Raw genomic sequence first — 16,670 nt, 5'->3', positions numbered from 1 at the left:
GAGCGGGCGCAGCAGCTCCCACTGCGAATCGGTCAAGTCTGTCGGATATCTGAGGCTAGTCATGCCAGCCGCATACACCGTCTACTTGTGCATGTTCGCACTTTGTTCGGTTATCTCAACACCCTCTCAGGATGACAGGCTTGGAAGCGCGACCCGCATAAATGACGAGCCCCGCGCCTCCCATGGGGGAAGCGCGGGGCTCAGGTCCAAGCGGACAGCCGCCTTACTTCGCGGCGGCCGCCGCGGTCACCGCGGCCTCGGGGCGCGTCACCAGCTCGATCAGCGCCGTCTCGGCGCCGTCGCCCTTGCGCGAACCCGTCTTGAGGATGCGGGTGTAGCCGCCCGCACGCTCCGAGAACACCGGGCCGATCTGGTCGAACAGGCGCACCAGGACGTCGCGGTCCTGGATGTGCCGCGCCGCGAGGCGCTTGCTGTGCAGATCGCCACGCTTGGCCAGCGTGATCAGCTTTTCCGCGAACGGACGAAGCTCCTTGGCCTTGGCGGTGGTCGTCTCGATGCGGCCGTGACGGAACAGGCTCATCGCCATGTTCCGAAGCAGCGCCTCCTTGTGCTCCGTCGTGCGGCCGAGCGCGCGGCCCTTCTTTCCGTGTCTCATCTTCCTCTACAGCTCCCCGGCGGGGCCGGCGTCGGCGCCCCCGATCTGCTCGTTGTCGTTGGCCTCGTCGCGAACCACCCACCAGAGCGTCCCCGCGTCGTCCTGCTCCAGCGAGCTGCCGAAGCGCAGGCCGTGGCCCGCCAGGAAGTCGCTGATCTCCTGCAGCGACTTCTTGCCGAAGTTGTCGATCGACAGCATCTGCTGCTCGGTCCGCTGCACCAGGTCGCGAACCGAGTGGATGTTCTCCTTCTGCAGCGAGTTGCGGCTGCGGACGGAAAGCTCCGCCAGGTCCTCGATGGGACGGTTCAGCAGCTCCTGCAGGCGCGGCGGAATGGGCGCGCGCCCCGCCGGAACGGCGAACCCGGCGCCGCCGGTGTCGCCCCAGGTGCGGTCGGCGCGCCACTCGGGCGAGCCGCCGGCCAGGAAGGCCAGGTGCTCGATGGCCAGCCGGGCGGAGTACTGCACCGCCGACGGCACGTCGATGGCGCCGTTGGTCTCCACTTCCAGCACCAGCCGGTCGAAGTCGGTGCGCTGGCCCACGCGCGTCTCCTCGACCACGAAGTTGGCGCGGGTCACCGGGTTGTAGATGGCGTCCACCCGCACCAGGTCCGCCGGCATGCCGCGCGGAATGGGGTGGGCCTCGGCCGGCACGTAGCCCCGGCCCTTGTTCACGTACAGCTCGAAGCGCAGGTCGCGGTCGTCCTGCAGCTCCAGGATGTGGTGGTCCAGGTTGATCACGTCCACGGACGGATGGCCCGTGATGTTGCGCGCCGTCACCCGGCCCGCCTTGTTGGCCCGCAGCTCCAGCACGGCCTCGTCGGCGCCCTCGTCCATCCGCAGTACCAGCGACTTCAGGTTGCGGATGATCTCGTGCACGTCCTCGACCACCCCCGGCACCGTCTGGTGCTCGTGGAGCACGCCGTCGGCGCGGAATGCCCACACCGCCGAGCCCCGAAGGCTCGAAAGCAGGATGCGGCGGATGGTGTTGCCCAGCGTGTGGCCGAAGCCGCGCTCCAGCGGGCGAAGAACGATCTGTCCCACCCGAGGCTGCTCGGGCGTGTTCGGCATCTGCAGGCCGGTAATATCGAGTTCCACTATGGTCCCCTCCCAGTGTGGGCAGGATGCGGGAAAACCCGGGCGGCGGAAGCGCGATCTGCGCTCCGCCACACGGGCCAGGTCCCTCGGCTTACTTGCTGTAGAGCTCGACGATGAGCTGCTCCTGCACCGCGAGCGGAATGTCCGCGCGCGTGGGGCGGGTCAGCATGCGGCCGGTGCGCGAGCCCTCGTCCACCGCCAGCCAGCCCACGTTGCTGGGCTTGGTCTTCGAAGCCAGCGACGCCTGCACGGGCAGGATGTCCTTGCTCTTCGGCGCAATGCGAACCTCGTCGCCCGGGTGCACCTGCGCGCTCGGAACGTCCAGCTTTCCGCCGTTCACCTGCACGTGGCCGTGACGGATGAGCTGCCGGGCCTCCTTGCGGGTGCTGCCGAAGCCCATGCGGTACACCACGTTGTCCAGACGGCTCTCCAGGGCCACCAGCAGGTTCTCGCCGGTGATGCCCGTCTGGTGGGCGGCCTTCTCGAACATGTTGCGGAACGGCTTCTCGGCCATCCCGTAAATGCGCTTCACCTTCTGCTTTTCACGCAGCTGGTGGGCGTACTCGGAGGTCTTCTTGCGGCGTCCGCCGCCCGACTGGCCGTGCTGGCCGGGGGCGTAGGGACGGCGCTCGACGGGGCACTTGTCGGTGAAGCACTTGGTGCCCTTCAGGAACAGCTTCTGCCCCTCGCGGCGGCAAAGCCTGCACGAGGGTCCGGTGTAACGGGCCATGGATCAGTAACCGTTTCCGTTGTGTGTTTCGCGGCTTCGTCCCCCCGACGGTCGCGAGGGTTTACGCCTGGAACTGCATAGTACCAAGTACCAAGTGCCGAGTACCAAGCACTTGGTACTGTGCACTTGGCACTGTCTTACACGCGGCGCTTCTTGGGCGGCCGGCAGCCGTTGTGCGGAATGGGCGTCACGTCGCGGATGCTGCGGATGCCCAGCCCCGAGGCGGCAAGCGCCTGGATGGCCGACTCGCGCCCGCTGCCGGGGCCCTGCACGTGCACGTGCACGCGCTTCACGCCCAGCTGCAGCGCCTCGCGGGCCGCCTGCTCGGCGGCCACGGTGGCGGCGAACGGGGTGCTCTTCTTGGAGCCCTTGAAGCCCGCCTTGCCCGCGCTTCCCCACACGACCGAGTTGCCGGCCATGTCGGTGATGCTCACGATGGTATTGTTGAACGTCGCCTTGATGTGGGCGACGCCCTCGCTCTCGACGTGGCGCTTAGTCTTGGGGCGCCCCGCGGTCTTCGGCTTGGCCATTCGGAAATCCGGTTTGGGGTACGCGGCCTACCGCGCCTCCGGTACGTCTCCCCGCCGGCACGTCCGGCGGAGTGGTCATCGGCCCGGGCGCGCCGCCCAGGCCGATCATGAGAGTACCAAGTGCCCAGTTCCAAGTCCCAGGCTTGTGACCTTGGCACTTGGCACCGGGCACTAGGTACTGCCCTTACTTCTTGCCCGGCTTCTTCTTGCCGGCGATGGCCCGGCGCGGGCCCTTCTTGGTGCGCGCGTTGGTGTGCGTGCGCTGCCCGCGAACCGGCAGCCCGCGGCGGTGCCGAAGCCCCCGATACGAGCCGATGTCCATCAGGCGCTTGATGTTGCGCGAGACTTCCGAGCGCAGCGCACCCTCCACGCGAATGTTCGCGTCGATGATGCGGCGCAGCTTGTTCACGTCCTCGTCGTTGAGGGCGTGCACGCGCGTGTCGGGGTTGATCCCCGCCTCGCCCAGGATGCGGCGCGACGTGGCGCGGCCGATCCCGAAGATGTACGTAAGGCCGATCTCGACGCGCTTTTCACGCGGCAGATCGACGCCTGCGATACGAGCCATCCTGCTGTTCTCCTGTCTGGCCGAGTCTGGGATTAGCCCTGGCGCTGCTTGTGCCGCGGGTTCTTCTTGCAGATGATGCGGATGACGCCCCGCCGCTTGATCACCTTGCAGTGCTCGCAGATCGGCTTCACGCTCGCGCGGACCTTCATGTTCGCCTCGCCTGTGTATCCTGAAAGAACGTAAGCCTGAGAACGTAACCAGATTTCGGCGATTCCGCAAGGCTTGGAACGGCACCGGCGCCTGTGGGCGCCGGTGCCGGAAACTCGTCACGCGTGTCAGATCGTAAGGATCCGCGGCCCGTCGGCCGTCACCGCCACGGTGTGCTCGAAGTGCGCCGACACCTTGCGGTCGGCGGTCACCACGGTCCACCGGTCCGGCAGCGTGCGCACCGTGGCCGTGCCAAGGTTGAACATGGGCTCGATGGCCAGCACCATCCCCTCCAGCAGCTTGAGGCCCTTGCCTCGCACGCCGAAGTTGGGCACCTGCGGCTCCTCGTGCGGCTGGCGGCCCACGCCGTGGCCCACCAGCTCGCGCACCACGCCGTACCCCGCCCCGTCGGCCACTTCCTGGATGGCCGCCCCCACATCGCCCAGGCGGCTCCCCGGGCGCGCCTCGGCGATCCCCCGGGCCAGCGCCAGCTGCGTGAGCTCCAGCAGCTCCGCCACCGGCTCGGCCACCGCGCCCACGGGAAGGGTGACCGCCGCGTCGGCGTAGAACCCCTCGAGCTTCACCCCGCAGTCCACGCTCACGATGTCGCCCTCGCGCAGCACGCGCCGCGACGAGGGAATGCCGTGAACCACCTCGTGGTTCACCGAGATGCACAGCGTGGCGGGAAAGCCGTACAGCCCCTTGAACGCCGGCTCGGCGCCCGGGTGCGAGCGGATGAACGACTCCGCCCAGCGGTCCAGCTCCCCCGTGCTCACCCCGGGCGCCACCCGGGCGGGAATCGCCCGCCACAGGCTGGCCAGGATGGCCCCCGCGCGGGCGATGGTGTCGATCTCCGCCGCCGACTTGAGGTGGATCACCGCCCCAGCACCCCCAGGACGTCGGCCTGCACCGCGTCGATGGCGCGCGACCCGTCCAGGGTGTGGACGGGAACCCCGGCCCCGCGGTAGTGCTCCACCAGCGGCGCCGTGTTCTCGCGGTACACCTCCAGCCGGTGGCGCACCGTTTCCTCGCGGTCGTCGTCGCGCTGCACCACCCGGCCGGCCACGTCGGCCGGCGGGGGGTTGTGGTCCACGTGGTACACCACCCCCGTTTCCGGGTCGGTGCGCCGGCCGCTCATCCTCCGCACGATGGCGTCGTCGTCCACCTCCAGGTACACCACGGCGTCGATGCCGCGCCCAAGGTCCTCCAGCAGCCCGTCCAGCGCGCGGGCCTGGGCCACGTTGCGCGGATAGCCGTCGAAGATGGCGCCGCCCTCGGCGTCGTCACGCGAAAGCCGCTCGCGCACCAGGCCGAGGACGATGTCGTCGGACACGAGCTTCCCCGCGTCCATCACGGCCTTGGCCTGCACCCCCAGCGGGGTGCCCTGGCGCACCGCGTCGCGAAGCATGTCGCCGGTGGCGATCTTGGGCGTGCCCAGCGCTTCGGCGAGCAGGGCGCCCTGCGTGCCCTTGCCGGCGCCCGGGGCGCCAAGGAGAACGAGATCCATTCAGTCGGTTCCGGTACGGGTCGGTCTCAGACGAGTGCCAGGGACCCAAGTGTTGAGTGCCAAGCGCCCGGTCTGGTATGACTGGGCACCTGGCACTCGGCACTTGGTACTTCCACGCTCAGATGTAGCGCTGCGCCCGGCCGCGGAACTTCACGCGGCCCTTCTTCATGAAGCCGTCGTAGCGGCGCAGCAGCAGGTGCTGCTGCATCTGCTGGACCGTGTCGAGCGCCACGCCCACCACGATCAGCAGGCCGGTGCCGCCCAGCACGCGGCTGAGCGTCGCCACGCCGAAGGCGCTCAGCACCGCCGACGGGATCAGCGCGATGGCCGCCAGGAACAGCGCCCCAGGCAGCGAGATTCGCGACATCACCGAGTCGATGTACTCGGCCGTGCGCGCCCCCGGCTTTACCCCCGGCACGAACGCGCCCTGCTTCTTCAGGTTCTCGGCGATGTCCACGGGGTTGTAGATGATCGCCGTGTAGAAGTAGGTGAAGAACACGATCAGCACCGTGAACGCCAGGTAGTACGGCCACGTGTCGAGCGCGAACCACCCCGACATCGTGCGCGCCCACTCCGCCTGCGTGAACTGCTGCAGCGTAGCCGGCACGATCATGATCGACTGCGCGAAGATGATGGGCATCACCCCCGCCATGTTGATGCGCAGCGGGATGAACGACTTCTGCCCCTGCCGGATGCGCCCCCGCCCCATCACCTTCTGCGGGATCTGCACCGGGATCTTGCGCGCCGCCATGGTCACCGCCACGGTGCCGGCGATCGTGGCCAGCATCATGGCGATCAGCACGAAGATCGCGAAGACGTTCACCTGCCCCAGCCCCACCAGGCGGCCCGTTTCCCACAGCGCCGCCGGCAGCGACTCCACGATCCCGAAGAAGATCAGCAGGCTCATGCCGTTGCCGATGCCCCGATCGGTGATCTGCTCGCCCAGCCACATGATGAACACCGCGCCCGTGGTGAGCGTGAGGATCATCGTCAGCCGGAACGGAAAGCCCGGGTTGGTGACGGCCGCCGGCACCTGGGTCTCGATGAACATCGCGAACCCGTACGCCTGGAAGATCGCGAGCACCACGGTGGCGTACCGCGTGTACTGCGTGAGCTTCTTGCGTCCGTCCTCGCCCTCCTTCTGCATCTTCTCGACGGAGGGCACCACCGCCGCCAGCAGCTGGAACATGATGCTGGCCGAGATGTAGGGCATGATCCCTAAGGCGAACACCGTCGCACGCGACAGGCCGCCCCCCACGAACATGTCGTAGATGCCGAAGGCGGTCCCCTGTAGCTGCCCCGCGTACTCACGCAGGGCAGGCACGTTGATCCAGGGCGCCGTAATGTGGGCCCCGATCCGGTAGATGAGCAGGCACATCAGGGTGAAGAGGATCTTGCTCTTCACCTCGGGAATGCGCCACAGGGCAACTACGGGGTTGGCCATTTCAGCCGATCTCCTGAACGGTTCCCCCCAGCGCCGCGATCTTGTCGCGGGCCGACTGGCTGAACTTGTGGGCCGTGATCTCGACCTTGCGGGTCAGGTCGCCCGTTCCCAGCACCTTCACCGGGCGGCCGGCGTGCCCGATCAGGCCGCGGTCCTTCAGGGTCTCGGGGGTGATGGGCCCCTCGCCCTCGAGCGTTTCCAGCTGGTACAGGTTCACCACCTGGTACTCCACGCGGTTCAGGCTGGTGAACCCGCGCTTGGGCTGCTGGCGGTGGATGGGCATCTGGCCGCCCTCGTACCCGGGCTTGCCGCCGCCGGGGCCGTGGTGGCCGGCGCGCGCCTTGGAGCCCTTGTGCCCCTTGCCCGCCGTCTTGCCGGTGCCGGACCCGGTGCCGCGGCCCAGCCGCTTGGTGTCGCGGTGCGACCCTTCGGGCCGGCGCATGTTGCTGAGGTCAGCCATTGTTCTCCTGCCCGTCCGTTTCCTCGACCTTCACGAGGTGCCGGACCTGAAAGATCATCCCGCGGATCGCGGCGTTGTCCTCCTGGATCACCGAGCGCTGGTGCTTGAGCCCCAGCGCCCGCAGCGTCCGGCGCTGCCCCTCGGGGGCGCCGGAGTAGCTTTTGGTCTGCGTGATCTTGAGCTTAGCCATGACGGCCGCCTCCGATCGCCTCGACGGGCACGCCGCGCTCCATCGCCAGCTGCTCGCGGGTGGTGAGCCCCTGCAGCGCGTCGAGGGTGGCGAGCACCATGTTGAACGGGTTGTTGCTCCCCAGCGACTTGGTGAGGATGTCGTGCACCCCCACGCATTCCAGCACCGCGCGCACCGGTCCGCCGGCGATCACGCCGGTTCCGGGGGCCGCGGGGCGAAGGAGCACCCGGCCGGCGCCGTGCTCGCCCACGATGTCGTGGGGTACGGTGCCTTCGCGGATGGGCACCTTGACCATGGCGCGACGCGCAGACTCCAGCGCCTTGCGCACGGCCTCGGACACCTCGTTGGCCTTGCCGGTGCCAATGCCGATCTTGCCGGCCTGGTCGCCCACCGCCACCAGCGCGGTGAAGCTGAAGCGCCGTCCGCCCTTCACCACCTTGGCGACGCGGTTGATGTGCACCACGTTTTCCTTGAACTCCGACTCGCGGGCCTGCCCGCCGCCGCGTCCGTCACGCTGGCCGCCGCCGCGTCCGCCCCGCCCGCCGCCCTGGCCGCCGCGCTCGTCGCCGCCGCCCGGACCGCCGCGCCCGCGGCCGCCGCCCTGGCCGCCGCCGAACCCGCCGCGGCCCTGGCCGCCGCCGAAGCCGCCGCCCGAGCGTCCGCCGCCGGAGCGCCCGCCGCCCGGACCACCGCCGCCCTGTCTGTTCTCAGCCATTCGTCTGCTCCCTTAGAACTCGAGACCGCCCTCGCGGGCGCCCTCGGCGAAGGCCTTGACACGGCCGTGGTACAGGTAGCCGCCGCGGTCGAACACCACGTGCGTAACGCCCGCCTCGCGCGCCTTCTCGGCCAGCGCCTTGCCGGCCGCGTGGCTCGCTTCCGTCTTGGACATTCCCTCGCGCTTGCCGCGCAGGTCGGCGTCGAGCGTGCTCAGCCCCACCAGCGTGCGGCCCGACACGTCGTCCACCACCTGGCCCTCGACGTTGTTGAGGGAGCGGTGCACCACAAGACGCGGGCGCTCGGCGGTGCCGTTCACCTTGCCGCGTACGCGGCGGTGGCGGCGGTCGCGGCGCTGCTCGCGCGTCTTGACCTTTCTCGTTCCAGACATTGGTTCCTCTGAAGTGACTATGCGATGATTCGCCGGTTCGGGGGCGGGGCGGCTTACTTGCCGCCCGCCTTGCCCGCCTTGCGGCGGATCACCTCGCCCTGGTACTTCACGCCCTTGCCCTTGTACGGCTCGGGCGGGCGCAGCGACCGGATCTCGGCCGCCACCTGCCCCACCACTTCCTTGTTGGTCCCGGAAACCTCGACCACGGTGGGGGTGGCCGCCCGCAGGGTGATGCCCTCGGGGGCCTTGTACTCGATCGGGTGGCTGTACCCCAGCGAGAGCGTCAGCCCGAAGGGCTTGGTCTCGGCGCGGTAGCCCACGCCCACGATCTCCAGCGTCTTGGTGAACCCGGTGGTCACCCCGTCGATCATGTTGGCCACCAGCGTGCGGCTGAGGCCGTGCAGCGCCCGGAAGCGCGGCTCGTCGGAGGGGCGCTCCACCAGGATCTCGCCGTCCTGCCGGCGCACGATCACGTCGGAGTGCAGGGTGCGAGAAAGCTCGCCCCGGGGACCCTTCACGGATACGGTGTTGCCATCGATGGTCACGTCCACGCCCGCGGGGACGGGGATCGGCCTTCTTCCAATTCGCGACATGTCGTCCCCCTTACCAGACGTAGGCGAGAACTTCGCCGCCCACCTTGGCCGCGCGGGCGTCGCGATCGGTCATCACGCCGCGCGAGGTGGAAAGCAGCGCCATCCCCAGCCCGTTGCGGACCCGGGGGATTTCCTCGACGCCCACGTACTTGCGCAGCCCCGGCTTGCTCACCCGGCGAAGCTCGCGGATGATGGGCCGGTCCTGGTAGTACTTCAGGTACAGCCGAAGCTGGCCGAAGCGGCCGTCGTCCAGGACCTTGTAGTCGTGGATGTAGTGGTTTTCCTTGAGAAGGCGCGCAACTTCCACCTTCAGCTTGGAGACCGGCATGTCCACCCGGCGGTGACGCGCCATCTGCGCGTTCCGGATGCGGGTGAGCATGTCGGCGATCGGATCGGTAAGCATGCTCGTTCAGCTCCTCTAGTATCCGCCACGCGGTTCCGCGCGCCGGACTTGAAGGAAAGAGGTTTTTCAAAAAGGCGAAGCCCTAACGATAACCAGACGCGGGCACACCCGTCAACCGCTCGCGGGGAGCAGCCGATCGGGTGTGCCGTTGCGCCTGGCGCCCGCGGGCGCCGCCGGGGGTGCTACCAGCTGGCCTTGCGCACGCCGGGAATCTCGCCGCGCAGCGCCTGCTCGCGGAAGCAGATGCGGCACAGTCCGAACTTGCGCAGGAAGGCGCGGGGGCGTCCGCAGCGGTTGCAGCGGTTGTAGCCACGCACGCCGTACTTCGGCTTGCGGTTGCTCTTTTCGATCAGGGCCTTGCGTGCCATCTCTGTTCCCTGGTTAGGCCGCGGCGGCGTTTACGATGACCGGGCTCTCGCCGCGGAAGGGCATCCCCAGCTCGCGCAGCAGCGCCAGCGCCTGGTCGTCCTTGGTGGTGGACGTCACGATGGTGATGTCCATCCCGTGCACCTGGTCGACCTTGTCGTAGTCGATCTCCGGAAAGATCAGCTGCTCCTTGACACCCATGGTGTAGTTGCCCCGCCCGTCGAACGAGCGCGTGCTCACCCCGCGGAAGTCGCGGATGCGCGGCATGGCCACGTTCACCAGCCGGTCGAGGAACTCCCACATCCGGTCGCGGCGCAGCGTCACCGACGCGCCCACCGGCTGGTTCTCGCGCAGGCCGAAGTTGCTGATGGCCTTCTTGGCCCGGGTGACCACGGCCTTCTGGCCGGTGATCTGCCCGATCTCGCCCACGACGCTTTCCAGCAGCTTGGGGTTCTTGCTGGCTTCGCCCAGTCCCACGTTGATGACGATCTTTTCCAGCCCCGGGATCTGCATGGGGCTGCTGAACCCGAAGTCCTGGTGCAGCTTGGGCCGGACCGACTCTTCGTAGTAGCGCTGGAGGCGCGGCTTCTCGTTCGCCATTGTCGTTCTTCTTTCGTTCCGTATCCCCCCGCGCCCGAGCGGCCGGGAGGGCGGTCACGAGTGTTCCGCCCGGCGAAGTGCCGGGCGGACCCCTCACTCCGTCCGTGTCAGGCCCGCGGGATCACGCGGCCCGACTTGGCGGCCACGCGCTCGCGCCGGCCGTCCTCGCCCGCCTGGCTGCGGAGCCGCGTGGGCTCGCCGCTCGCCGGGTCCAGCAGCATGACGTTGCTGGCGTGGATGGGCGCCTCGAACTCCACGATACCGCCCTCGGGGTTGGTCTGCGAAGGCTTCATGTGGCGCTTGCGCATGTTCAGCCCCTCGATGACCACGCGGTTCTTCTCGGGCTCCACGCGCAAAACGGTGCCCTGCTTCCCCTTGTTGGCGCCCGAGATCACCTGCACCGTGTCGCCCTTGCGGATCTTCAGCCCGGCCATCAGAGCACCTCCGGGGCCAGCGACACGATCTTCATGTAGCGCTTGTCGCGCAGCTCGCGGGCAACCGGCCCGAAGATCCGGGTGGCGCGGGGCTCGCCCGCGTCGTTGATGATGACCGCCGCGTTCTCGTCGAACCGGATGTACGAGCCGTCCTTGCGGCGGACGTTGCGGGTGGTGCGCACCACGACCGCCTTGGCCACGTCGCCCTTCTTGACGGTGCCGTCGGGGAGCGCGTCCTTCACGGCCACGACGATGCGGTCGCCGACCGAGGCGTAGCGGCGCTTGGACCCGCCCAGCACGCGGATCACCAGCGCCTTCTTGGCGCCGGAGTTGTCCGCGATGCGAACGATGGATTCCTGCTGCAGCATTCTGCTCTCCTAGGTCCTCAGCGGGCCCGCTCGATGAGCTCCGAAACGCGCCAGCGCTTCAGCTTGCTCAGGGGGCGCGTCTCGGTGATGAGCACCACGTCGCCCGTGTGGTACTCGTTGTTCTCGTCGTGCGCGTGGTACTTCTTGGTGCGCGTCACCTGCTTGCCGTACAGCGGGTGCGAGTACCGGCGCTCCACCTTCACCACCACCGTCTTGTCCATCTTGTCGGACACGATGACGCCGGTGCGGGTCTTGCGGCGCCCGCGCTCTTCCTGCTGGCCCGCGGCCTGGGTGTTCTCGGCCATTTAGCGACCCTCCTTCAGGTCACGCTCGCGCTGCGCCGTCTTCAGGCGCGCGATGTCGCGGCGAATGGTGCGCAGCAGCGTGGGGTTTTCCAGCTGCTGGGTGGCGGAGCGGAAGCGCAGCCGGAACCGCTCTTCCTGGAGCTGCTCGATGCGCTCGGCGATCTCCTGGACCGTCAGCTCGCGGATCTCGGAACCCTTCACGCCTCACCTCCCTCGGCTGCGGCCTCGACGGGCGCCGCGGTCTTCTCGCGGACGATGAACTTGCACTTCACCGGGAGCTTGGCCGCGGCCAGCTCCATGGCGCGCTTGGCCACCTCGGGCGCCACGCCTTCCAGCTCGAACATGATGCGCCCGGGCTTGACCACGGCCACCCACGCCTCGGGGTTGCCCTTGCCCTTGCCCATGCGCACTTCGAGGGGCTTCTTGGTGATGGACTTGGCCGGGAAGATCCGGATCCACACCTTGCCGCCGCGCTTGATGTGGCGCGTCATGGCGATACGGGCGGCCTCGATGGTCCGGTTGGTGATCCAGCCGGGCTCCAAGGCCTGCAGGCCGTAGTCGCCGAACGCCACGTAGTTGCCGCGCGTGGCCTTGCCACGCATGCGGCCCTTCATCTGCTTGCGGTACTTGACTCTCTTGGGAGCGAGCATCTTGACGTCTCCTTACGCGTCGGTCGAGTAGGTCCGGCCGCGCCGGTTCTCGACCACTTCGCCCTTGAACACCCACACCTTCACGCCGATGGTGCCGTACGTGGTCCGGGCGGTGGACTGCGCGTAGTCGATGTCGGCGCGCAGCGTCTGGAGCGGAATCCGCCCCTCCTTGTAGCCCTCAGTGCGGGCGATCTCGGCGCCGTTCAGGCGGCCGGCCAGCTGCACCTTGATGCCCTCGGCGCCGGCGCGCATGGCGTTCTGCACCGCGCGCTTCATGGCGCGGCGGAACGAAACGCGCTGGACCAGCTGGTGCGCGATGCTGTCGCCGATGAGCTGGGCGTCCACCTCGGGGCGCTTCACCTCTTCGACGTTGATCGCCACCTCGTTGCCCGGCGACAGGCGCGACAGCTCGTCACGGAGCTTGTCGACCTCGCTGCCGCCCTTGCCGATCACCACGCCCGGACGGGCGGTGTGAAGGGTGACGATGGTCTTCCCCGGCTTGCGCTCGATCTCCACCTCGGAGATGCTGGCGTGGCCCAGGCGCTGGTGCAGGTACTTGCGGATGGTCTCGTCCTCGGCCAGCAGCTGCGGAAAGTTGCGCTCGGCGTACCAGCGCGACTTCCAGTTCGCCACGATCCCCAGTCGAAACCCTCTCGGATGTGTCTTCTGTCCCACGGCGTTACTCCTTGCGGTCGACGATGATCGTGACGTGGCTGGTTCGCTTCATGATCGGCGTCGCGCGCCCCATGGCGCGCGGGCTGAACCGCTTCAGCGTCCGGCCCTCGTCGACGTAGACCTCCCGGACCACAAGGTCGTCCACGTCGAGGAACGACCCGGCGGCCTCCGCCTTCTGGGTGGCGTTGGCCACGGCGGAGCGCAGGGTCTTCTCGACGGGCGTGGTGGCCGCCTTCTTCGAGAACTTCAGGATGGAGTAGGCCTCGTTTACACCGCGTCCGCGGATCAGGTCCACAACCATACGCATCTTGCGGGGGCTCATCCCCACGGAGCGGGCGATAGCGCGAGCTTCCATTTTTATGATCCTTTCTCGCGCTTAGCGCGCCTTGGCGCGCTTGTCGACCAGCTTGCCCCCGTGCCCCTTGAAGGTGCGGGTGGGGGCGAACTCGCCGAGCTTGTGCCCGACCATGTTCTCGGTGAGGTACACCGGGATGAACTTGTTGCCGTTGTGCACGGCCAGCGTGTGCCCGATGAATTCCGGGGTGATGGTCGAGGCGCGCGACCAGGTCTTCACGACCCGCTTTTCGCTGCGCTCGTTCATCCCGCGGACCTTCTTCAGGAGGCTCTCCTCTACGAAGGGCCCCTTCTTCAGACTCCTCGGCATTTCCGATGTCCTTCTTCGCTCTTAGTCCCGTTTCCCCCGGCGCCTGTGCCGGGGGCGGAGTCCACGTGCGGGGGTGTCCCGCAGTGGTGGACGCGCCTGGGTGGTGAACCGCGAGTACCAGGTGCCTGGTACCAAGTGCCGGGCGAACCTGGCACCTGGTACTGGGCACCAGGCACTTTTACTTCGTCGCCCGGCCGCGCTTGCGGCCGCGGACGATCAGACGGGTCGAGGCCTTCTTGTGCTTGCGCGTCTTGATGCCCTCGCCCTTGCCCCACGGCGACACCGGGGGGCGTCCGCCGGAGGTCTTGCCCTCGCCGCCGCCCATCGGGTGGTCGACGGGGTTCATGGCAACACCGCGCACCTTGGGGCGCTTGCCCCGCCAGCGGTTGGCGCCCGCCTTGCCGATGGACTGCTTCTCGTGGTCGACGTTGCCCACCTGGCCCACGGTGGCCATGCACTCGCGGCGCACCAGGCGCACCTCGGTGCTGGGCATGCGCAGCGTCACGTGCTCGCCTTCCTTGGCCACCACCTGCACGCCGGCGCCCGCCGAGCGGGCCATCTGGCCGCCCTTGCCGGCGCGGAGCTCCACGTTGTGCACCGTGGTGCCCAGCGGGATCTCGGCCAGCGGCAGCGCGTTGCCCACGCGGATGTCGGAGCCGGGCCCCTGCTCCACGCGGTCGCCGTCCTTGAGCCCGCGGGGGGCCAGGATGTAGCGGCGCTCGCCGTCTTCGTAGATCACCAGCGCGATGTTGGCGCTGCGGTTGGGATCGTACTCGATGCGCTCCACCTTGCCCGGGATGCCGGGCTTGTTGCGCTTGAAGTCGATCACCCGGTAGATCCGCTTGTGCCCGCCGCCGCGGCGGCGGCTGGTCACGTGGCCGTGGTGGTTGCGTCCACCCGACTTCGTGATGCTTTCGGTCAGGTTCTTCTCGGGGCGGCCCTGGTGGGTCACCTCGGCGAAGTCGCTGATGGCGCGAAAGCGCGTGCCGGCGGTCATGGGCCGGAACTGCTTGGTCGGCATGTTACACTCCCTCGAAGATCTCGATCGAGTCGCCCTCGACCAGCGTGACCACGGCCTTCTTCCAGGCGGCCTTGCGGCCCATGAACTTGCCCATGCGCTTTTCCTTGCCGGCATAGCGCATGGTGCGGACGGCCTTGACCTTCACGTTGAACTGCTTCTCGATCGCGCCGGCGATCTCGACCTTGTTGGCGTCGTTGGCCACCACGAAGCTGTACGCCCCGTGCTGGTCGAGCTGCTGGTGGCTCTTTTCGGTCACCAGCGGCTTGACGAGGATCTGACTGACGTTACGCATGTGCCACTTCCTCCTGGGCGCCGCGCGCCGCCTCGAGAGCTCCCTGCTCGATGATCACCTGGCGCGCCTTCATCACGTCGTACGGCGACGCCTGCGCGAAGGGAAGCACCTCGACGTTCTGCAGGTTGCGGAACGAGCGGAACACCGTTTCGCTGTTGCCGTGCGTGAGCACCAGGACGCGCTTGGCGTCGGCGACGCCCATGCGGCCCAGCAGCGACACCGCCTCGCGGGTCTTGGGCGCGTCGAAGCCGAAGCGCTCGATGACCGTGATCTCGCCGTTGTTGGCGCGCTGGTTGAACGCCGAGCGGCGGGCCAGCGCCTTGACCTTGCGCGGCACGTCCTGCTGGTACGAACGCGGGTGCGGACCGAAGACGATGCCGCCGCCGCGCCAGTGCGGCGCCCGCATGGTGCCCTGGCGGGCCCGGCCGGTGCCCTTCTGGCGCCACGGCTTGCGGTTGCCGCCCGAAACGTCGGCGCGCGTCTTGGTGCTGGCGTTGCCCTGGCGCTTGTTGGCCAGGTGCGCCTTGATCACCGCGTGAAGGACGGCCTCGTTGACGATGCCGTCGAAAAGCTCCTCGGGGAGCTGGAACGCCTCGCCCGGCTCGCCGGCGGCGTTGAAAAAGCGTGCAGTTGCCATGGTATCCGGGCTCCCTTTACTGGCGGGTGACGTACACGACGCCGTTGATCGGCCCCGGCACGGCACCACGCACGTACAGCAGGTTGCGCTCGGCGTCGATCTTGGCGACCAGCAGGTTGCGCACGGTCTGCTGCGCGTTGCCCATGTGGCCCGGCATGCGCTTGCCTTTGATCACGCGGGACGGGTTGGTGCCCGCGCCGATGGAGCCGGGGGCGCGGTGCACGCGGGTAGCGCCGTGCGAGGCGCGTCCGCCGCCGAAGCCGTGGCGCTTGACGACGCCCTGGAAGCCGCGGCCCTTGGTGACGCCCGTCACCTTGACGCGGATGCCGCGGGCGAAGCCGTCGACGGTGACGCTTTCGCCCACCGCCGGCGCCTGGTCGAAGCGGAACTCCTTGAGCACCGCCGGGGCGGCCTCGAGGCCGGCCTTGCTGGCGTGGCCCTTCTCGGCGCCGGTGGCGCGCGAGGCCTTCTTGGCACCGAAGCCGAGCTGAACGGCCGCGTAGCCGTCCTTCTCGTCGGTGCGAACCTGCACGACGGGGCAGGGCCCCGCCTCGATGACGGTCACGGGCACGACGGCGCCGGACTCGTCGAAGATCTGGGTCATCCCCAGCTTGCGTCCGATGATTCCCGACATCTCGTCCTCCTCAGTCCACCTTGATCTCGACGTCCACACCAGCCGGCAAGTCCAGCTTGGTGAGGGCGTCGACGGTCTGCGGGCGAGAATCGAGGATGTCGATGACACGCTTGTGCGTCTTCAGCTCGAACTGCTCGCGGCTCTTCTTGTCCACGTGCGGCGACCGCAGGACGGTCCACCGCTGGATCCGCGTGGGGAGCGGGATGGGGCCGCTGATGCGGGCGCCCGTCTTCTCCGCCGTGCGGACGATGTCGGCCGTGGTCTGATCGATCACCGCGTGATCGAAGCCCTTCAGCCGGATGCGAATCTTGCCTGCCATATCTTTCTGGAGGTCGGTTGACGGTTCCGTTACAGCCCGGGGTGCGGAAACACGGCATGCGGGAGCGTCGTTCGACGCTCCCGCTGCGCATCCGCCAACCGGCTCAGTCCAGGATTTCGGTGACGACGCCGGCGCCGACGGTGCGGCCGCCCTCGCGGATGGCGAAGCGAAGCTCCTTCTCCATCGCGATCGGCGTGATCAGCTCCACCGACATCTGCACGTTGTCGCCCGGCATCACCATCTCCACACCCTCGGGGAGGTTGGCGGTGCCCGTCACGTCCGTCGTGCGGAAGTAGAACTGCGGGCGGTACCCGTTGAAG

Annotated in this window: 30 protein-coding genes and 1 pseudogene; all 31 read right to left on the bottom strand. The window is 68.4% G+C overall.

Annotation, left to right across the window (positions count from 1 at the left end; all coding sequences use genetic code 11):
- Positions 1-223 precede the first annotated feature (223 nt).
- Positions 224-616: a 50S ribosomal protein L17 gene (gene rplQ / locus VF632_RS08420; RefSeq protein WP_331022430.1), complete on the bottom strand. Its 393-nt coding sequence runs from the start codon at positions 614-616 to the stop codon at positions 224-226.
- A gap of 6 nt (positions 617-622) precedes the next feature.
- Positions 623-1,711, bottom strand: coding sequence for a DNA-directed RNA polymerase subunit alpha (locus VF632_RS08415; RefSeq protein WP_331022429.1), 1,089 nt, complete (start codon positions 1,709-1,711; stop codon positions 623-625).
- 91 nt (positions 1,712-1,802) lie between these two features.
- A complete protein-coding gene (rpsD, locus tag VF632_RS08410) occupies positions 1,803-2,441 on the bottom strand; it encodes a 30S ribosomal protein S4 (RefSeq protein ID WP_331022428.1) in 639 nt (212 codons plus the stop codon).
- A 137-nt stretch (positions 2,442-2,578) separates the two neighbouring features.
- Positions 2,579-2,971, bottom strand: a complete 393-nt coding sequence (gene rpsK / locus VF632_RS08405; RefSeq protein ID WP_331022427.1) for a 30S ribosomal protein S11 — start codon at positions 2,969-2,971, stop codon at positions 2,579-2,581.
- Positions 2,972-3,155: 184 nt separating this feature from the next.
- Entirely contained in the window at positions 3,156-3,536 is a 381-nt protein-coding gene (gene rpsM / locus VF632_RS08400) for a 30S ribosomal protein S13 (protein WP_331022426.1), read from the bottom strand.
- 32 nt (positions 3,537-3,568) lie between these two features.
- Entirely contained in the window at positions 3,569-3,685 is a 117-nt protein-coding gene (gene rpmJ / locus VF632_RS08395; RefSeq protein ID WP_331022425.1) for a 50S ribosomal protein L36, read from the bottom strand.
- Positions 3,686-3,811: 126 nt separating this feature from the next.
- Positions 3,812-4,561, bottom strand: coding sequence for a type I methionyl aminopeptidase (gene map / locus VF632_RS08390; protein WP_331022424.1), 750 nt, complete (start codon positions 4,559-4,561; stop codon positions 3,812-3,814).
- Positions 4,558-5,190, bottom strand: a complete 633-nt coding sequence (locus tag VF632_RS08385) for an adenylate kinase (protein WP_331022423.1) — start codon at positions 5,188-5,190, stop codon at positions 4,558-4,560. Before VF632_RS08385 ends, map begins: the two co-directional genes overlap by 4 nt.
- 118 nt (positions 5,191-5,308) lie before the next feature.
- Positions 5,309-6,634, bottom strand: coding sequence for a preprotein translocase subunit SecY (gene secY / locus VF632_RS08380; protein WP_331022422.1), 1,326 nt, complete (start codon positions 6,632-6,634; stop codon positions 5,309-5,311).
- Between the two features lies 1 nt (position 6,635).
- Positions 6,636-7,094 carry a 50S ribosomal protein L15 gene (gene rplO / locus VF632_RS08375; protein WP_331022421.1) on the bottom strand — a complete coding sequence of 153 codons (459 nt, stop codon included), beginning with the start codon at positions 7,092-7,094 and terminating at the stop codon, positions 6,636-6,638.
- Positions 7,087-7,284 carry a 50S ribosomal protein L30 gene (gene rpmD, locus VF632_RS08370; RefSeq protein ID WP_331022420.1) on the bottom strand — a complete coding sequence of 66 codons (198 nt, stop codon included), beginning with the start codon at positions 7,282-7,284 and terminating at the stop codon, positions 7,087-7,089. Before rpmD ends, rplO begins: the two co-directional genes overlap by 8 nt.
- Positions 7,277-7,999, bottom strand: a complete 723-nt coding sequence (rpsE, locus tag VF632_RS08365) for a 30S ribosomal protein S5 (protein WP_349263985.1) — start codon at positions 7,997-7,999, stop codon at positions 7,277-7,279. The genes rpmD and rpsE overlap by 8 nt, the downstream gene beginning before the upstream one ends.
- 12 nt (positions 8,000-8,011) lie before the next feature.
- A complete protein-coding gene (gene rplR, locus VF632_RS08360; protein WP_331022419.1) occupies positions 8,012-8,389 on the bottom strand; it encodes a 50S ribosomal protein L18 in 378 nt (125 codons plus the stop codon).
- Between the two features lie 53 nt (positions 8,390-8,442).
- The gene (rplF, locus tag VF632_RS08355; RefSeq protein WP_331022418.1) at positions 8,443-8,982 is read right to left on the bottom strand and encodes a 50S ribosomal protein L6; all 540 of its coding nucleotides are present in this window, start codon (positions 8,980-8,982) and stop codon (positions 8,443-8,445) included.
- Positions 8,983-8,992: 10 nt separating this feature from the next.
- Positions 8,993-9,385: a 30S ribosomal protein S8 gene (rpsH, locus tag VF632_RS08350; RefSeq protein ID WP_331022417.1), complete on the bottom strand. Its 393-nt coding sequence runs from the start codon at positions 9,383-9,385 to the stop codon at positions 8,993-8,995.
- A 182-nt stretch (positions 9,386-9,567) separates the two neighbouring features.
- Positions 9,568-9,753: a type Z 30S ribosomal protein S14 gene (locus VF632_RS08345; protein WP_331022416.1), complete on the bottom strand. Its 186-nt coding sequence runs from the start codon at positions 9,751-9,753 to the stop codon at positions 9,568-9,570.
- A 13-nt stretch (positions 9,754-9,766) separates the two neighbouring features.
- Positions 9,767-10,351: a 50S ribosomal protein L5 gene (rplE, locus tag VF632_RS08340; RefSeq protein ID WP_331022415.1), complete on the bottom strand. Its 585-nt coding sequence runs from the start codon at positions 10,349-10,351 to the stop codon at positions 9,767-9,769.
- Between the two features lie 107 nt (positions 10,352-10,458).
- Complete coding sequence (rplX, locus tag VF632_RS08335; protein WP_331022431.1) at positions 10,459-10,776, bottom strand: 50S ribosomal protein L24; 318 nt, start codon at positions 10,774-10,776, stop codon at positions 10,459-10,461.
- Between the two features lie 8 nt (positions 10,777-10,784).
- Positions 10,785-11,153, bottom strand: a complete 369-nt coding sequence (rplN, locus tag VF632_RS08330) for a 50S ribosomal protein L14 (RefSeq protein WP_331022414.1) — start codon at positions 11,151-11,153, stop codon at positions 10,785-10,787.
- 17 nt (positions 11,154-11,170) lie between these two features.
- Complete coding sequence (gene rpsQ / locus VF632_RS08325; RefSeq protein ID WP_331022413.1) at positions 11,171-11,458, bottom strand: 30S ribosomal protein S17; 288 nt, start codon at positions 11,456-11,458, stop codon at positions 11,171-11,173.
- The gene (rpmC, locus tag VF632_RS08320) at positions 11,459-11,659 is read right to left on the bottom strand and encodes a 50S ribosomal protein L29 (protein ID WP_331022412.1); all 201 of its coding nucleotides are present in this window, start codon (positions 11,657-11,659) and stop codon (positions 11,459-11,461) included.
- On the bottom strand, positions 11,656-12,108 hold the full coding sequence (gene rplP, locus VF632_RS08315) for a 50S ribosomal protein L16 (RefSeq protein WP_331022411.1): 453 nt from the start codon (positions 12,106-12,108) through the stop codon (positions 11,656-11,658). Before rplP ends, rpmC begins: the two co-directional genes overlap by 4 nt.
- Positions 12,109-12,120: 12 nt before the next feature.
- Complete coding sequence (gene rpsC, locus VF632_RS08310; protein ID WP_331022410.1) at positions 12,121-12,783, bottom strand: 30S ribosomal protein S3; 663 nt, start codon at positions 12,781-12,783, stop codon at positions 12,121-12,123.
- Positions 12,784-12,787: 4 nt separating this feature from the next.
- Positions 12,788-13,138: a 50S ribosomal protein L22 gene (rplV, locus tag VF632_RS08305; RefSeq protein ID WP_331022409.1), complete on the bottom strand. Its 351-nt coding sequence runs from the start codon at positions 13,136-13,138 to the stop codon at positions 12,788-12,790.
- A gap of 21 nt (positions 13,139-13,159) precedes the next feature.
- Positions 13,160-13,447, bottom strand: coding sequence for a 30S ribosomal protein S19 (gene rpsS / locus VF632_RS08300; protein ID WP_331022408.1), 288 nt, complete (start codon positions 13,445-13,447; stop codon positions 13,160-13,162).
- Positions 13,448-13,625: 178 nt separating this feature from the next.
- A complete protein-coding gene (gene rplB, locus VF632_RS08295) occupies positions 13,626-14,468 on the bottom strand; it encodes a 50S ribosomal protein L2 (RefSeq protein WP_331022407.1) in 843 nt (280 codons plus the stop codon).
- Position 14,469: 1 nt separating this feature from the next.
- Complete coding sequence (rplW, locus tag VF632_RS08290; protein ID WP_331022406.1) at positions 14,470-14,760, bottom strand: 50S ribosomal protein L23; 291 nt, start codon at positions 14,758-14,760, stop codon at positions 14,470-14,472.
- The gene (rplD, locus tag VF632_RS08285) at positions 14,753-15,397 is read right to left on the bottom strand and encodes a 50S ribosomal protein L4 (RefSeq protein ID WP_331022405.1); all 645 of its coding nucleotides are present in this window, start codon (positions 15,395-15,397) and stop codon (positions 14,753-14,755) included. The genes rplW and rplD overlap by 8 nt, the downstream gene beginning before the upstream one ends.
- A 16-nt stretch (positions 15,398-15,413) precedes the next feature.
- A complete protein-coding gene (rplC, locus tag VF632_RS08280) occupies positions 15,414-16,031 on the bottom strand; it encodes a 50S ribosomal protein L3 (protein WP_331022404.1) in 618 nt (205 codons plus the stop codon).
- 10 nt (positions 16,032-16,041) lie between these two features.
- Positions 16,042-16,350 (bottom strand): 30S ribosomal protein S10, encoded by a 309-nt coding sequence (gene rpsJ / locus VF632_RS08275; protein WP_331022403.1) that lies wholly within the window; start codon positions 16,348-16,350, stop codon positions 16,042-16,044.
- A 103-nt stretch (positions 16,351-16,453) separates the two neighbouring features.
- Positions 16,454-16,670, bottom strand: a pseudogene (gene tuf / locus VF632_RS08270) (elongation factor Tu); the annotation flags it as partial.

Origin of the sequence: Longimicrobium sp. (assembly GCF_036388275.1) — a bacterium.
Lineage (GTDB): Bacteria > Gemmatimonadota > Gemmatimonadetes > Longimicrobiales > Longimicrobiaceae > Longimicrobium.
The sequence above is the reverse complement of the archived record's forward strand: the minus strand, read 5'-3'. Positions and strand labels throughout refer to the sequence as shown.

Excerpts from the sequence above, each read along its gene's own strand:
- rpsJ (WP_331022403.1), bottom strand. The coding sequence starts at position 16,350 with ATGGCAGGCAAGATTCGCATCCGGCTGAAGGGCTTCGATCACGCGGTG.
- secY (WP_331022422.1), bottom strand. The coding sequence starts at position 6,634 with ATGGCCAACCCCGTAGTTGCCCTGTGGCGCATTCCCGAGGTGAAGAGC.
- rpsS (WP_331022408.1), bottom strand. The coding sequence starts at position 13,447 with ATGCCGAGGAGTCTGAAGAAGGGGCCCTTCGTAGAGGAGAGCCTCCTG.
- rpsK (WP_331022427.1), bottom strand. The coding sequence starts at position 2,971 with ATGGCCAAGCCGAAGACCGCGGGGCGCCCCAAGACTAAGCGCCACGTC.
- rplW (WP_331022406.1), bottom strand. The coding sequence starts at position 14,760 with ATGCGTAACGTCAGTCAGATCCTCGTCAAGCCGCTGGTGACCGAAAAG.
- rplF (WP_331022418.1), bottom strand. The coding sequence starts at position 8,982 with ATGTCGCGAATTGGAAGAAGGCCGATCCCCGTCCCCGCGGGCGTGGAC.
- rpsQ (WP_331022413.1), bottom strand. The coding sequence starts at position 11,458 with ATGGCCGAGAACACCCAGGCCGCGGGCCAGCAGGAAGAGCGCGGGCGC.
- rpsH (WP_331022417.1), bottom strand. The coding sequence starts at position 9,385 with ATGCTTACCGATCCGATCGCCGACATGCTCACCCGCATCCGGAACGCG.
- rplD (WP_331022405.1), bottom strand. The coding sequence starts at position 15,397 with ATGGCAACTGCACGCTTTTTCAACGCCGCCGGCGAGCCGGGCGAGGCG.
- rplQ (WP_331022430.1), bottom strand. The coding sequence starts at position 616 with ATGAGACACGGAAAGAAGGGCCGCGCGCTCGGCCGCACGACGGAGCAC.
- VF632_RS08345 (WP_331022416.1), bottom strand. The coding sequence starts at position 9,753 with ATGGCACGCAAGGCCCTGATCGAAAAGAGCAACCGCAAGCCGAAGTAC.
- VF632_RS08385 (WP_331022423.1), bottom strand. The coding sequence starts at position 5,190 with ATGGATCTCGTTCTCCTTGGCGCCCCGGGCGCCGGCAAGGGCACGCAG.
- rpsD (WP_331022428.1), bottom strand. The coding sequence starts at position 2,441 with ATGGCCCGTTACACCGGACCCTCGTGCAGGCTTTGCCGCCGCGAGGGG.
- rplP (WP_331022411.1), bottom strand. The coding sequence starts at position 12,108 with ATGCTCGCTCCCAAGAGAGTCAAGTACCGCAAGCAGATGAAGGGCCGC.
- rplR (WP_331022419.1), bottom strand. The coding sequence starts at position 8,389 with ATGTCTGGAACGAGAAAGGTCAAGACGCGCGAGCAGCGCCGCGACCGC.
- rplV (WP_331022409.1), bottom strand. The coding sequence starts at position 13,138 with ATGGAAGCTCGCGCTATCGCCCGCTCCGTGGGGATGAGCCCCCGCAAG.
- rplO (WP_331022421.1), bottom strand. The coding sequence starts at position 7,094 with ATGGCTGACCTCAGCAACATGCGCCGGCCCGAAGGGTCGCACCGCGAC.
- rpsM (WP_331022426.1), bottom strand. The coding sequence starts at position 3,536 with ATGGCTCGTATCGCAGGCGTCGATCTGCCGCGTGAAAAGCGCGTCGAG.
- rplB (WP_331022407.1), bottom strand. The coding sequence starts at position 14,468 with ATGCCGACCAAGCAGTTCCGGCCCATGACCGCCGGCACGCGCTTTCGC.
- rplN (WP_331022414.1), bottom strand. The coding sequence starts at position 11,153 with ATGCTGCAGCAGGAATCCATCGTTCGCATCGCGGACAACTCCGGCGCC.
- rpmD (WP_331022420.1), bottom strand. The coding sequence starts at position 7,284 with ATGGCTAAGCTCAAGATCACGCAGACCAAAAGCTACTCCGGCGCCCCC.
- rplC (WP_331022404.1), bottom strand. The coding sequence starts at position 16,031 with ATGTCGGGAATCATCGGACGCAAGCTGGGGATGACCCAGATCTTCGAC.
- rplE (WP_331022415.1), bottom strand. The coding sequence starts at position 10,351 with ATGGCGAACGAGAAGCCGCGCCTCCAGCGCTACTACGAAGAGTCGGTC.
- rpmJ (WP_331022425.1), bottom strand. The coding sequence starts at position 3,685 with ATGAAGGTCCGCGCGAGCGTGAAGCCGATCTGCGAGCACTGCAAGGTG.
- rpsE (WP_349263985.1), bottom strand. The coding sequence starts at position 7,999 with ATGGCTGAGAACAGACAGGGCGGCGGTGGTCCGGGCGGCGGGCGCTCC.